This window comes from Holophagales bacterium (assembly GCA_016699405.1).
Lineage (GTDB): Bacteria > Acidobacteriota > Thermoanaerobaculia > Multivoradales > JAGPDF01 > JAAYLR01.
In genome coordinates, this window is record CP064972.1 from 1080523 (window position 1) to 1094744 (window position 14222).

Consider the following 14222-nt stretch of genomic DNA (forward strand, 5'->3'; position numbering starts at 1 on the left):
GCATGCCGAGCTACAAAGCGCCCCTGCGCGATCTGCGCTTCGTCTACTACGAGGCTCTTCGACGGCACGGAGCTCGCACGCCTCCCCGGCTTCGAGGAGGCGACCCCGGATGTCGTCCTGGCGGTGGCCGAGGAGCTCGGCCGCATCTGCGAGGAGGTTCTGCAGCCGCTCAACGGCAGTGGCGACGAGGAGGGTTGCCACTTCGACAACGGCAAGGTCACCACGCCCAAGGGGTTCAAGGAGGCCTACGAGCTCCTGCGCAAGGGTGGCTGGCCGGCGCTGACCGGGCCGCAGGAGTACGGCGGCCAAGGGATGCCGCACGCCGTCGGCAACCTCATCGCCGAGCTGCTCTGTTCGGCGAACCTCTCGTTCGCGATGTACCTCGGGCTGACCTTCGGCGCCATCTCGGCCCTCGACAAGCACGCCGGCAAGGAGCTCAAGGCGCGCTTCCTGCCGAAGCTCATCGAAGGGACCTGGTCGGGAACCATGTGCCTGACCGAGCCGCAGAGCGGCACCGACCTGGGGCTCGTGCGCACCAAGGCGGAACCGGTCGGCGACGGCAGCTATCGCCTGACGGGCAGCAAGATCTTCATCTCCGCCGGGGAGCACGACCTGACCGAGAACATCGTGCATCTCGTGCTCGCCCGCCTTCCCGGTGCGCCGGAAGGGATCAAGGGGATCAGTCTCTTCGTCGTGCCGAAGATGCTCGAAGCCGGCGACAAGCTGGTCAGCAACCACGTGACCTGCAGCGCCATCGAGCACAAGATGGGAATCAAGGGCTCGTCGACCTGCGTCATCAACTTCGAGGACTCCATCGGCCACCTCGTCGGCGAGGCGAACAAGGGCATGAAGGCGATGTTCACCTTCATGAACGCGGCGCGCCTGCATGTCGGCATCCAAGGGTTGGCGCTCGCCGAGGCCTCCTATCAGGGCGCGGTGAAGTTCGCCCGCGAACGCCTGCAGGGCCGAGCGTTGACCGGCACCAAGTATCCGGAGCTCGAGGCCGATCCGATCCTCGTCCATCCGGACGTGCGGCGCATGCTGCTCACCGCACGCTCCTTCGTCGAGGGGGCTCGCGCCCTCACCGCCTGGGCGGCGCTCGAGATCGACCACGCCGAGCACGACCCGGATCCCGAACGGGCCAAGCAGGGGGACGACCTCGCCTCGCTGCTCACCCCGATCGTCAAGGCGTTCCAGACCGACCTCGGATTCGAGTCGTGCAACCACTCGCTCCAGGTCTGCGGTGGTTACGGTTTTACCCGTGACTACGGCATGGAGCAGCTGGTCCGCGACTGCCGGATCACCCAGATCTACGAGGGCACCAACGGCATCCAGGCCCTCGACCTCGTCGGCCGCAAGGCGCCGGCCCACCTCGGGCGTTACCTGCGGCGTTTCTTCCATCCGGTCCAGCAGTTTCTCGAACAGGAGGCGGTCAACCCGGAGATGGAAGAGTTCGTCGCACCGGTCGCCAAGGCGTTCGAGCGCCTGCAGCGCGCCACCGGATGGCTCGGCCAGGAGAGCTTGAAGAGCCCTGACCAGGCCGGGGCGGTTGCCTCGGAGTACCTCCACCTGTTCGGCTACGTCGCCTTCGGCTATCTCTGGGCGCGCATGGCGAAAGTCGCCCTCGCCAAGCGCGGCGGCGAAGAGTCGGCGTTCTACGAGGCGAAGATCGCCACGGCCCGCTTCTTCATGCAGCGCATGCTGCCGCGAACCGGCGGTCTCTTCGCGTCGATCATGGCGGGCAGCCAGGCGATCATGGAGTTCCCGGACTCTGCGTTCTGAGTGACGGGTCGAGGTCTTCTCTTCGGGCGCCGGGATCGCTTCCCGGCGCCCGTGTTCTTTTCGTCCCGGCCGGCGCTATCCTGCGTGGCCGAGGAGATGGAGCGATGAGCGAGAGCCGGGGGGACGAGCTGCAGCGCATTCCCATCGTCGTGCTCGGTGCCGGCGGCGTCGGCGCGGCCCTGCTGCGTCAGATCGCCGACGGCCGGGCGCGCACGGCCGACCGCGCACGCTGTCGCTTCGAGGTGGTCGCCATCGCCGACCGGACGAGCGCCTGGGTCGCGCCCGGTGGGCTCTCCGACGCCGAGCTGCGCGACGCGGTCGCCGCCAAGGCGCGACGCGAGCCGGTCGATCCGGCGCGGCGAGGTGGGACCGCGGGTCTGCCGACAGGCTCTGACGATCTGGTCGCCCTCGTCGACCGCGTCGCGGAGCTCCTCGGGCAGCCGGCGATCCTCGTCGACGTGACGGCTGCCGACGGGCTCGAACCGGTGCTCGACCGCGCGCTCGATCTCGGCTGGAGCGTCGCACTTGCTAACAAGAAGGCGCTGGCCGGGCCATGGGGCCGCGCCCGGCGCTACTTCGACAATCCGCGGCTGCGTCACGAGTCGACCGTCGGCGGCGGTCAACCGGTGATCGCCACGCTGCGCTACCTCGTCGACACCGACGACCCGATCCTCGGCATCGAGGGACAGCTCTCGGGGACCCTCGGATTCCTCTGCGCGGCGCTCGAAGCCGGGCGTCCGTTCTCCGGCGCGCTCGCCGAGGCCGTGGAACGGGGCTACACCGAACCGGATCCGCGAGAGGATCTCGCCGGTCGCGACGTCGTTCGCAAGGCGGTGATCCTGGCACGCCTGGCCGGCTGGCCGATCGAAGCCGCCGACGTGGCGGTCGAGGCGCTCTTTCCCGCCGAGCTCGCCGAGCGCAGCGTCGCCGGATTCCTCGCCGCCACGCCGGATCTCGACGGGGCGTTCGCCGCGCGCTTCGCCGCGGCGAAGGAGGCGGGCCTGCGGCTACGCTACCTGGCGCGCCTCGCCCCGGGACGGGCGGAGGTGGGACTCACGCCGATCCCGCACGAGAGCCCGTACGCCAATCTCAAGTACGTGAGCATCCGCACGGCCCGCTACGACGACGAGCCGCTGCTCATCGGCGGCAAGGGCGCCGGGGTGGAGATGACCGCGGCCGGCGTCGTGGGCGACCTGATCGGCCTGGTGCGCGAAGTGCTTCGCGCCTAGGAAACCCCGGGGCGGCGGAGCGACGCGCCCCGTCTACTTGAGCGCCTTCTGGGCTTTGGCGATCGTCGCCTTCGAGTAGAGGGAACAGACTCCCTTCTTGCCGTCCGGCTCCAACGCAGCGGCTTTCAACGCGTCCTTGAGCTTCTTCTCCGAGAGGCCGAGCTCCTTGGCCCAGTTGGCGGCGCTCCTGAGGTCGTCGGTCATTTCGCGTCTCCTGGTCGGTCGAGGTTGGTCGAAGCGTTCTGAGGAATTGGAGCGGCGGACTCAGCGGGCGACCGCGAGGGCCCCCTCGTCGAGCCAGTGAGCGAGAAGGCTGCGGACCCGGTAGGAGTCGACCGCGACGGCCTCCTCGCAATCGGGGGCGGTGGCCCCGTCGCGGACTCTTCCCCACAGTCGCCGCACGAGCTCCCCGTCGTGCTCCTCTTCGGGAGCGCTCGGGCGGCTCCCGGTGGCCTTCAGGCGCAGGGTGTCGGGGATCTCGGTGCGCAGGCGCTGCAATTCGTCGTACCGCCGCATCGCCTCGAGCAGCAGACCGACGAGGTCGCGTAGCCCGGGGACGGTGCCGCGTGGCGCCTCGGCGCGGACGAACTCGAACGTGCCGCGGCTCGGCACCTCGAAGAGCTGATAGAACGCCTCCGCATCGACGAGTCGACCGGCGCGACAGGAGGCGAGGCGTCCGCTGTGGAGAGCGATCTCGGCGAACGGGTGACTCTGGGGGTCGCGCAGCACGAGGCGGCCGGACACCTCTGACTGTTGGAACGACTGGAGGAGACCTGCGAGCCCGAAGACCTCGAGGTCGCCGACAAGCGACGCCTGCGCCTGGGCCGGGGCTCCGCCCGAGTCCTCGACGAGGGAGTCGACCTCGCTCGGCGCGACCGCGGAGAGCTCGCCGCTGCCGGTCGGGGCCGCTGCGACGGCCTCCTGATGAAGCGGTTCGAGCTCGGGGTGGCGCGCGACGAGCTCGGCGATCGCCTGGCGCACCTCTCCGCTCGGGGTACCGGCAAGGGCGCGCAGAACGTGTCCGAGCTCCTCCGTGCGTCGGGCGACGACGAAGCCCAGGAGCTTTCGTGGCGCGAGCTCGCGCAACGCGCCGAGCAGTCGCGCGACCGTCTCGCGGTCGCTGGACAGATCGAACCGTCCGAGCTCGCGCAGACGAGAGAGCGCGTCCCCGTCCCGCGGTCGCCGGGCGAGAGCATGATCGAGCAGGACGCGGCGGGCGGCGGGAGAGCCCGATCGTGCCAGCGCCAGCGCGAGGTGGTTCATCAGTTTCCAGATCTCGTCGGCAGGGAGCACCGGTGGATTGAGGTCAAGGGCGTGCTCGGCCTCGGCAAGCCGCTGAGCGAGGGTCGGGACGCCCAGGTGGCCGGGGAGCTGAGCGAGCAGCAGGATCGCCTCACGCTGGAAGGACGGATGCTGGTCCAGCGAGGAGAACGGGGCCGCCAGGCCGAGCTCCCGTGCCGCGTCGGCTCCCTCTTCGCGCGGCAGCCGGTGCATCAGGAAGACGAGATTGCGCTGGTACCACCAGAGGTTCGGGTCGCGCGAACGCTCGGCCACCGAGATCTCCAGGCGATCGATCACCTCGGGTCGGGCGGCGACGCCCCACACCTCGAGCAGGGCGATGAGCAACCGGCGCTTCTTGGCGTCGGGTTGGAAAACGAGCGCGTCGAGCAGATCGCGCACCGACCAGCCGGGGAAGATCTCGACCAGCCGGCGCAGGACCGGCCAGTGTCGGCGTTCGGCGGCGGCCTGCAGCACGGCGGCGACCTCGTAAGCCTCGTGCGCGTGGCCGAGCGCGATGTCGGCCAGGCGCGCATCGACCTCGTCGTCACGGACCATGCGCTCGGCCAAGTCGAGCAGCGCCATCGCGCGGCCGAAGGAGCGCGAGTTGAACTGCTCTGCCGCCGCGGCGAGCAGCTCTTTCCAGCGCTCACTGGCCGCCTCCTTCCCGCCGGCGAGGCGGACGGCCTGGTGGACCGCCTCGACCGATCCGCCGGCAGCGACGCGGTCCTTCGGTCGGGCGACGGCCCAGTCGGGGATCGCCCCGACCAGGGAGCGGAAAAGGCCGGAGGCGTCGCCCGGGGCGAATCCGGCCTCGCGCAGCCGGGCCAGTCGTGCTTCGAGGTCGGCCGACGTGTGGGCCCCGGCGGCGGCAAGAACCAGAAGCTGTTGCGCCGCTCCCTCGGCGGACGCCGCTCCGGTGGCCGCCGGCGCGGCGAGGGCGCGCTCCAGGGCGAGCGAGAAACGATGCAGATCGCGCGCCGCCGCGGCGCTCAGGACGGGGGTGGGAGCCGCCGAGGTTCCTTCTCCCTCGCCGCCGGGGGCGGCGGTCGGGCGGTGAAGCCGCTCGACCAGGGCGGTGGCCCCGCCGACTGACTCCCGCAGGTGACGGAGGAGGCCGGCGAGACGTTCGCGCTCCTCGGGGGGGCAGGCGGCGAGCAGTTCCCCGGCGAGCGCGCCGAGGTAGTCGCCGAATCGCTCTTCGGCGACGAGGTGGTGGACCTCGAGCTGCTGGATCTTCTTGATCGCGTGGTAGAGCAGGTCGGAGAGGGGCGTCGTTCCCCGTCGGCCTTCGAACTGGAAGAAGGCCCAGATTCGCAACTGCTCGGCGGTGACCGCCGGAGGGTAGTCGAGCAGCGTGTTGACGGCGTCGGCGACCAGGAGCGGCGCCAGGGCGTCGGCCAGATAGCCCTGAAGGTCCTCCAGCGCCTCGCTCAGGCGAGCATCGACCTCGCGCATCGAGCCCTATTTCAGCACATCGCTGGTCCGGGATCTGGGAACAGCCGACGCCTGCGGGGTATCCCCATGGCGAGAAGGCCAAGATCGTCCAGCGGGTGACCGTGGATTTCTGTCCCGGAGCGGCACGGATTGGCGTAGATTGAAGAGAAGGGAAGTCAACTGACGTCGCAGCGCCGAGAGCTCGCTCCGGCGGCTCGCCGAATCCCGGCAGGCCGAGCGACCGAGCGAGAAGCCTACCGATTCCGGCGGGCGGGTCTGCGCGATGCGATCGGAACGGTGAGGTGCGATCCACGGGTCGCATGGCTCGCCGTCCAGTGAATGTCGACGCCGTCCGAGGTTGCCGAGCGACCCGACGGCAGAAAGGAGTGGAGCGATGTTCCGCAAGACGCTGATGCTCGCCACCCTCATGCTGGCAATCTCGGCTCTGTCTGGCTTGGCCCAGGCGCCGGACTACGGCCAGACGTTTGCCGGCACGACGGTCGGGGGACCGACCTGGAATCGGCCCACCACGACGTCGCTTCTGAGCGCCTCCTGCACGGCCTGCCGCTATTCGACCCAGGTCTTCAAGCTGGCCGCCAACTCGGCTTGCTACATCGTGGGCCAGCAGGCCCACGACGGACACATCGCCCTGTATCGCGGGTCGTTCAATCCCGCGGCGCAGTTCACCAACCTGGTCGATCTGAACGACGACGGCGAGCTCGGCACCGGGACCTCGCGCATCCCGAGCGACGCGGATGTCGCCTCGATCGCGCTCACCGCCGGCAACTACATCCTCGTCACCAGCGCCTTCAGCAACGGGGGCGAAGGGAGCTTCACCAACACGATCCACTGCGAGACCGCTCAGCCGACGCAGGGCAGCTGTGGCTTCGGCGACATTCCGAACGACCAGGAGGTCTGTCTGTTCGAGCGCTTCGCGGTGGCGATCAACGGGATCAGCAACCACCCGACCGATGGCATCGCGACCCCGGCGCGCTTCGGGTCGAAGGAAACGGCCTTCTTCTGGTTCTATGGCGACCAGAACTTCGAAGTGATGATCAAGGTCCTCAACGCCTGCGCCATCAACAACAAGTGGTGGGTGTTCGCGGGGGCGCTGACCAATCAGGCTTACCACATCGCGATCTACGACTATTCGTCGGCCACCCGGCGCGACTACTTCAACTCCCAGGGCGTGAACGCGGCGGCGATCACCGACACCAGCGCCTTCCCCTGTCCGTAACCGGAAACAGAAGGAGCATTGGGTCTCGTCCTGCTCACGGCAGGGCGAGGCCCTTTTTCTAGAGGACCCGAGTCGTGCCGCCGAACCCGCCTCGCCGCCGCCGGTCCTTGTGTTGCCTCAGAGCCGCCGGTCTTCCAATCGTGATGGTGTTGCTCCTGGCGGGGGCGGTACGGGGAGCGGAACCGCCGCCTCAGGCGGCCTCGACACCGATTCGGGTGGAGATCCGTACCGATCTCGGGGTGATCGAGATCGCCCTCGAACCGACCCGGGCTCCGACGACCGTGGCCAACTTCCTGCGCTACGTCGATGCCGGCCGCTACGACGGTGGTCGCTTTCATCGCACGGTGCGGCCTGACAACGAGGTGCGCCCCGAGATCCCGATCGAGGTCGTTCAGGCCGGTGTGGCACCCGGGCGTGAGCTCGACGACTTCCCGCCGATTTCCCTGGAACGGACGCGTGACACCGGATTGCGGCATGTCGACGGGGCGATCTCGATGGCACGCGATGCGCCGGACAGCGCGACCTCCGACTTCTTCGTCTGCCTCGGGGACCAGCCGGCGCTCGATTTCGGCGGTCAGCGGAATCCCGATGGACAAGGTTTCGCCGTCTTCGGGCGAGTGGTTTCCGGGATGGGGGTGCTGCGGCGCATCCAGGCGGCCCCGGCGAGCGGGCAGACGCTCACGCCGCCGATCCTCATCCGGACGGTGCGCCGCCTGCCCTGATCGTCCATGATGGGGTGATGGGACGGCGCGTCCTCGAGCTCTTTTCCGGTCTCGGCGGCTGGCGGCTGGCGCTCGGCGAGCCCGATCGCGTCGTCGCGGCCTACGATATCGACACTGGCGCCAACGAGGTCTATGCGCTCAACCACGGCGAGCGACCGCGCTCACGCGAGATCGCCTCGCTGTCGGCCGCCGAGCTCGCCTCCCACGGCGCCGACACCTGGGCGCTGAGCCCGCCCTGCCAGCCCTTCTGCCGCATGGGGCGTCGGCACGGGCTGACGGATCGTCGGTCGACGGCATTTCGGCGCCTCATGGAGCTCTTCCCGGAGAACCCGCCGGACAACCTGGTGCTGGAGAACGTCGAAGGCTTCCTTGGCTCGGACGCGCATGCCCTGCTGACCGAGCGGATGCGGGCTCACGCCATGAGTTGGCGCGAGCTGCAACTCTGCCCCAGCCGCTTCGGGGTGCCGAACCGCCGGCCGCGGGTCTACGTCGTTGCGTCGCGCCGCCCGCTGGCCGATCGCGAGCCTCCCGACCGCGAGCCGGCGGCGCTCGACCGGTATCTCGACGAGGTCGAGGACCCGCAGCTGTTCCTCGACGCGAGCCTCCTGGCGCGCCATCGCCCGGGAATGGACCTGGTGACGAGCGCCGCGCGACGCACCGCCTGCTTCATCGGCGGCTACGGGCAGCGCCTCTCGGGAAGTGGATCGTTCCTCGAAGGACCCGGCGGCGTCCGCCGGTTCTCGCCCGCCGAGATCGCGCGCCTCCTCGGCTTTCCCGACGGCTTTCACTTTCCCGGCGCGCTGTCGCTCGAGCGGCGCTTTCGCCTGCTCGGCAACTCGCTCTCGCTGCCGGTGGCGCGTTGGGTCGTCGGGTTGCTCGACGGCTGAAGAACCGGCGGCAGGGCTCCCGCCTCCGGCACGCCGTGCCGGCGTTCGACAAACCGGCGGTCAGGTCGCCGGCGCGGCGTTCGGATCGACCGGCTTGCCCCAGAGCCAACCCTGTCCGAACTCGACGCCGAGCTCGGCGAGGATGTCGGCGACGCCCTGCCGCTCGACCTTCTCGGCGATCACCGCCTTGCCCAACGCGTGGGCCACGGTGACCATCGCCTGAACGAGCGCCCGGTTGGTGGGGTTGCTGTCGAGGTCGTAGACGAACGAGCCGTCGATCTTCACCAGGTCGACCGGCAGGTTCTGCAGGTAGGCGAACGACGAGAACCCGGTGCCGAAGTCGTCGAGAGCGAAGGAGCAGCCGAGCTCCTTGAGCCGGCGGGCCCAGCGCTGCAGGCCGGTGATGTCGGCGATCGCGGCGGTCTCGGTGATCTCGAAGGTCAGCGCGCCGGGCGGCAGGCCGGCACGGACGACCAGCGCCTCGATCTCGGAGAGCAGGGCTGCGCTGCCCAGGCTCGACCCGGAGAGGTTGACGAAGAGGCGACTCGCCTTGCCGGAGGCGAGCAGCTCGACCGCCGTCTCCACCACCCAGCGGTCGAGCGCCGAGACCAGGCCGAAGCGCTCGGCGGCCGGCAGGAAGGAGCCCGGGGGGATCAAGCCGCCAGAGTCGTCGACCATGCGGACGAGCGCCTCGCCGCGGTCGCTCCCGGCATCCGGGAGAGCGACGATCTTCTGGACGACCAGCCGAAGCTGGCCGTCTCGCAAGGCGTCCTTGAGGCGGGCTGCCCATCGCCCGAGCTCGTCGAGCTCCGCCTGCTCGGCAGGCTCCTGGCGGTAGGTGACGATGCGATCGCGTCCGGCGGTCTTGGCGGCCTGGAGGGCGGCATCGGCGAGTGCCAGGGCCGCGGCGCCGGACCTCGTTGCATCGATCGGGGCGAGCCCGGCGCTGACGGTGACGTCGAAGACCGTCCCTTCGCTCTCGACCCGCACGGCGGCGGCGCGGCGCCGGAGCTCTTCGGCGAGCGCTTCGGCCTCTTCGAGCGTCGTCTTGGAGGCGAGCACCGCGAGCTCGTCGCCGCCGAACCGGTAGAGGGTCGCCCCCTCGGGGAGCCGCTCGGCCAGGCGCCCGGCGAGCTCGACGAGCAGGCGATCGCCGGTCGAGTGACCGAGCGCGTCGTTGAGCAGAGCGAAACGATCGATGTCGAGCATCACCAGAGCGCCGCTTTCGCCACTCTGGGCGGCCTTCTCGACATCCAAACGCAGCTGAGCCTGACTCGACAGACCGGTCAGCAGGTCACGGGTGGCGAGACTGCGGATCACCTCTTCCTGCCGATGCCGCGCGGTGGTGTCCTGCTTGACCGCGACGAAGTGCTCGATGCTCCCCTTGGCCCCGCGGACCGGGGTGATCGTCATCTCCTCGAGGTAGAGCGAGCCGTCCTTGCGGCGGTTGAGCAGCTCACCACGCCAGACGCCGCCGGCGGTGATCGTCTCCCACATCTGTCGATAGAAGACCTCGGTCTGCACACCGGACTTGAGAATTCGCGGGTTCCTTCCCGCGGCCTCTTCTCGCGAGTACCCGGTCAGCTCGCCGAAAGCAGGATTTACCCAGAGGATGGTGCCGTTGGCGTCGGTGATCACGATTCCGTTCGCGGTGGCTTCGAGCGCAGCGTTGCGCAGCCGAAGCGCGTCCTCGGCCCGCCGCCGCGCGACGCGGGTGGCCCACGCCTCGCGGGCGGAGCGCACCGCATAGGGAAGGCGTGCCAACCGCTCCTTGAGCACGTAGTCGTCGGCTCCCGCCTTGATGCAATCGGCGGCGGTCTCTTCGTCGAGCGAACCGGTGACGACGATGAACGGCAGCTCGATGCCCTGTTCGCGCACCCGGCGCAACGCGGCGAGGCCGTTCCAGCCCGGCAGCGAAAAATCAGCGAGCACGAGCTCGGGTTCGAAGGTCCGCAGCCGGTCGGCAAAGTCGCTCTCGGTTTCGACGCGGGTCCACTCCGGAGCGAGGCCGGCACGGCGCAGCTCGCGGATCTCGAGCTCGGCGTCGAGCGGCTCGTCTTCGAGGATCAGGATCCGGACCGATTCGCCGGAAGCCGGGTCGGAGCTGGCCATGGCGAGCTCAGCAGGGCGGCTGATTGATTCGCAGCCAGTAGCGTCCGACCTCGCCGACGGCGGCGACGAACTTCTCGAACTCCACCGGCTTGACGATGTAACTGTTGGCGCCAAGCTCGTAGGCGCGCCGGATATCGGGCTCCTCGCGCGAGGAGGTAAGCACGACGACCGGCAGTTGGCGGGTTCGCTCCTCCTGCCGCACGCGCGCCAGGACCTCGAGTCCGCTGACCTTCGGCAGCTTGAGGTCGAGGAAGAGCACGCGCGGCAGGGGGCTGCGGGAGGCGACCTCGGGGCCGAAGAGGATCTCGAGCGCCTCGGCGCCGTCGCGGGCGACCTGCACCGGGTTGGCAAGATGGACGCGGCGGAACGCCCGCAGGATCAACTCGACGTCGTCCGGGTTGTCCTCGACAAGCAGGAGATCGGGGCTCTCGTTGCTGTTCATTCCGCATCTCCTGAAACGGGAAGCTGGATGGTGAAGGTGGCGCCGCGATCGACGACGCCCTCGGCGCGGACTCTGCCGCCGTGGCGCTCGACGATCCGCTGGACGAGCGCCAGGCCGACGCCGGTTCCTTCGAACTCGCGTCCGTGCAGCCGCTGGAAGACGCCGAACAATTTGTTGGCGTAGCGCATGTCGAAGCCGACGCCGTTGTCCCGGACTTGGAAGCTCGCCCAGGAACCCTCGCGGTCGCCGGTGATTTCGATTCTACGACGCTCCCGACCCGCGCTGAACTTGATCGCGTTCGACAGCAGGTTGACGAAGACCTGGCGGAGGAGCGCGGGATCGGCCGAGACCTCCGGCAGCTCCCCCAGCACGATCTCGGTTCGGTCCCTTTCGTCCGCCGGCAGCAGCTCGTCGAGAAGCCCGTGAACGAGCGGCGTCACCTCCACCGGGACGCGCTGTATCTCGTGCCGGCCCGCTCGCGAGAAGGAAAGCAAGTCGTCGATCAGCAGCCCCATCCGGTTGGCGCTCTGGCGCACCACCGCGAGCAGGCGAGTCCCCTCGGCATCGAGGCGCGAGGCGTGGTCTTCCTCGAGCATGCGCGAGAAGCCGTCGATGGCGCGCAGCGGCGCGCGCAGGTCGTGCGACACCGAGTAGGCGAAGGCCTCGAGCTCGCGGCTCTTGGCGACGAGCTCGGCGGTGCGCGACTCGACGCGCGCCTCGAGGCTGGCGTTGAGCCGTCGGATCTCCTCCTCGGCGCGAAGCCGTTCGGTGACGTCGGTGACCAGCACCAGTCGACAGGCCCGGCCGGAGAAGTCGACATCGTGGCTCCGGATCTCGACCGCGACAAGCGAGCCGTCGCGGTGGCGGTGACGCCATGGGCCGGAAATCTCGAGACCCGGGCGCGAGGACTGCAGGTTGGCCTCGAGCGCTGGAAGGTCCTCTTCCGGACGAATGTCGCGCAGCGTCCGGGAGAGGAACTCCTCGCGGGTGTAGCCGTAGGAGGCCACCGCGGCGTCGTTGACCGCGACGAAGCGCAGGGTCTCGAGGTCGTAGACCCACATCGGCGCCGGGTTGCTGTCGAACAGATCGCGATAGCGTGCCTCGCTCTGCCGCAGTCGTTCGTCGGCAGTGGCCAGATCGAGCGCGAGCCCGAGGTCGCCGGCCAGCTCCTCGAGCAGGGCGACGATCTCCGGGACGAAGGCAGCGGGGTGATCGGCGTAGAGCCCGAGGACGGCGATCGCTTCGCCGTGCGAGAGGATGGGACAGGCAGCGCTCGAGCGAAAGCCGCGCTTGCGCCCCGCCTCGCGGAACGGCTCGAGGCGCGGATCGGTCTCCCAGTCCTCGACCACCGTGGCGCGACGCTCGCGGAAGGCGGTGCCGGCGGGGCTCTGTCCCAGCAGCGCGTCCGTGGCGAGGATTCGAACCTCGTCGAAATAGCCGTCGACGCGACCTGCCGACGCTGCCGGAATCAGGCGGCCCTGGGAATCCGGCACGGCGATCCATGCCATGGTGAAGTCGCCGTCGCGGACGATCGTCTCGCAGACCACGTCCATCATGCGCGAGCGATCGCGTACCTCGACGAGGACCTGGTTGACCGACCCGATCGTACGGAGCAGGCGGTTGAGCAGGAGGATGCGCTCGACGGCCGCCTCGCGCTCGGTGGTGTCGCGCACCACGGCGACCAGCACCTCGCTCCCAGCGAGCTGGACGCGGCGCGACGAGACCTCGACCGGAAAGGTCGAGCCGTCGCGGCGGCGATGGCGCGCGGTGAAGTAGTCGCCGTCGCGCTGCGCCTTGGCGAGGTGGTGCGCGGCGGAGCCGCGTTCGTCGGGCACGCGCAGCTCGCTGGCGGTGAGCTGCAACAACTCCGCGCGCGAGTAGCCCCAGAGCGCTTCGGCGGCGAGGTTCGCCTCGAGGATCCGGCCGTCACCCGGACGCAGCCAGACCACGGCGTCACGCACCTGCTCGAGCACCAGTCGATGTCGCTCCTCGCGCAGGCGCCCCTCCTCGGAGGCCGCGAGCCGATCGGAGGTGCGGACGGCACGTACGAGAGTCAGCAGGCCGAGCGTGAGCGAGAGGAGCGCGATCGCCGCCCAGGTGTGCTCGCGAGCCTCGCCGAGGAGCGCTTCGGACCGGTCGACCTTGACCACCAGTCCCCAGCCCGTGCGCTCGATGCGGCGCAGGGCGGCCAGCACGCGCTGCCCGCGGTAGTCGAGGAACTCCCCGCCCCCGATTTCGCCGCGGGCGGCGAGCATCGCCGGCAGGCGCGAGGTCGCGGCGTCGGATGTCGAAAGGTCGCCGGCGACGGGGAAGCGAAGCGGCGACAGGAAGGCGAGTCGATCCCCCTCGACCCGCGACAGCAGGGACTCGCCGGTCTCGGTGATCACCGGCTCGTGGAGCAGGATCGGCCAGAGCGCGGTGGCCGGATCGTCCACGAGGACGACCCAGCCGAGCGGAGAACGGGCATGACGTGACGAGGTCACGGGAGAGAGGAAGACGAGCTGCCGGTTCCCGTCCGGTCCGACGAGGCCGACCCCGGACGCGAGCTGCGGAAGGGCGCGCAAGAGCTCTTCGGAGAGCTCTCGCCCGACGCCCGCTCGGACCTCGTGACGGGAATCGACGATGGCGACCGAGAGACTCTCCCAGCGGGTGCGCCCGACCTCGAGGACGTCGAGGAGATGCTGTGTCGCCTCGCCACCGGGAGCGGGTGAGGAGGCGCTCAGGGCATCGCGCACGCTGGGGAACGACGCGAAGACCGTGGCGTCGGCGAGCCGCCCGGCGAGGAGGCGTTCGACGGCGGCGACTCGCTCGTCGGCGATCGACGCGAGCTGCTTCTGGCGCTCCGCCCGGACCATGCGGTCATGGCGCAGAAGCATCGCGCCGGAGGCGACGGCGACCAGGGCGAGCAGGGCGAGCGAGATCGAGTGCCACAACCGGGCGACGGATCTCGTCGGCCTCGTGGCCGCAGGCCGCGGTTCGTCAGCGGTCATCACACCGGTCCGCAGCCCGTCGGTCGGTCAACTGAGGGCCAGCGGTCCGGTTCGCCGAGGTGCGAACGAGAGTCGATGCGCCGTCTCGTACAGGTTGGGTCCATCC

The 14222-nt window shown here is 69.7% G+C and carries 9 protein-coding genes and 1 pseudogene; 5 read left to right on the forward strand and 5 right to left on the reverse strand.

Annotation, left to right across the window (positions count from 1 at the left end; genetic code table 11):
* Positions 1–2 precede the first annotated feature (2 nt).
* Both IPJ17_04580 and IPJ17_04585 read left to right on the forward strand, forming a co-directional pair.
* Positions 3–1782: pseudogene (locus tag IPJ17_04580) on the forward strand (acyl-CoA dehydrogenase C-terminal domain-containing protein).
* A gap of 104 nt (positions 1783–1886) precedes the next feature.
* Positions 1887–3011, forward strand: coding sequence for a homoserine dehydrogenase (locus tag IPJ17_04585; GenBank protein QQR74868.1), 1125 nt, complete (start codon positions 1887–1889; stop codon positions 3009–3011).
* Between the two features lie 33 nt (positions 3012–3044).
* Here the strand turns inward: IPJ17_04585 and IPJ17_04590 are convergent, their stop codons facing one another.
* A complete protein-coding gene (locus IPJ17_04590) occupies positions 3045–3215 on the reverse strand; it encodes a hypothetical protein (protein ID QQR74869.1) in 171 nt (56 codons plus the stop codon).
* A 60-nt stretch (positions 3216–3275) separates the two neighbouring features.
* On the reverse strand, positions 3276–5747 hold the full coding sequence (locus IPJ17_04595) for a DUF4388 domain-containing protein (GenBank protein QQR74870.1): 2472 nt from the start codon (positions 5745–5747) through the stop codon (positions 3276–3278).
* 373 nt (positions 5748–6120) lie between these two features.
* Here IPJ17_04595 and IPJ17_04600 point away from each other — a divergent pair, with 373 nt between their 5' ends.
* From IPJ17_04600 to IPJ17_04610, 3 genes are all read left to right on the forward strand, one after another.
* Positions 6121–6963 (forward strand): hypothetical protein, encoded by an 843-nt coding sequence (locus IPJ17_04600; GenBank protein ID QQR74871.1) that lies wholly within the window; start codon positions 6121–6123, stop codon positions 6961–6963.
* A 143-nt stretch (positions 6964–7106) separates the two neighbouring features.
* Positions 7107–7685, forward strand: coding sequence for a peptidylprolyl isomerase (locus IPJ17_04605; GenBank protein QQR76086.1), 579 nt, complete (start codon positions 7107–7109; stop codon positions 7683–7685).
* 17 nt (positions 7686–7702) lie between these two features.
* On the forward strand, positions 7703–8572 hold the full coding sequence (locus IPJ17_04610) for a DNA cytosine methyltransferase (protein ID QQR74872.1): 870 nt from the start codon (positions 7703–7705) through the stop codon (positions 8570–8572).
* A 60-nt stretch (positions 8573–8632) separates the two neighbouring features.
* Here IPJ17_04610 and IPJ17_04615 read toward each other — a convergent pair whose 3' ends face one another.
* From IPJ17_04615 to IPJ17_04625, 3 genes are read right to left on the reverse strand one after another with little or no spacing between them, the layout of a single operon-like run.
* A complete protein-coding gene (locus IPJ17_04615; protein ID QQR74873.1) occupies positions 8633–10684 on the reverse strand; it encodes an EAL domain-containing protein in 2052 nt (683 codons plus the stop codon).
* A gap of 7 nt (positions 10685–10691) precedes the next feature.
* Positions 10692–11126, reverse strand: a complete 435-nt coding sequence (locus IPJ17_04620; GenBank protein QQR74874.1) for a response regulator — start codon at positions 11124–11126, stop codon at positions 10692–10694.
* On the reverse strand, positions 11123–14059 hold the full coding sequence (locus IPJ17_04625) for a PAS domain S-box protein (protein QQR74875.1): 2937 nt from the start codon (positions 14057–14059) through the stop codon (positions 11123–11125). The genes IPJ17_04620 and IPJ17_04625 overlap by 4 nt, the downstream gene beginning before the upstream one ends.
* Between the last annotated feature and the right edge of the window lie 163 nt (positions 14060–14222).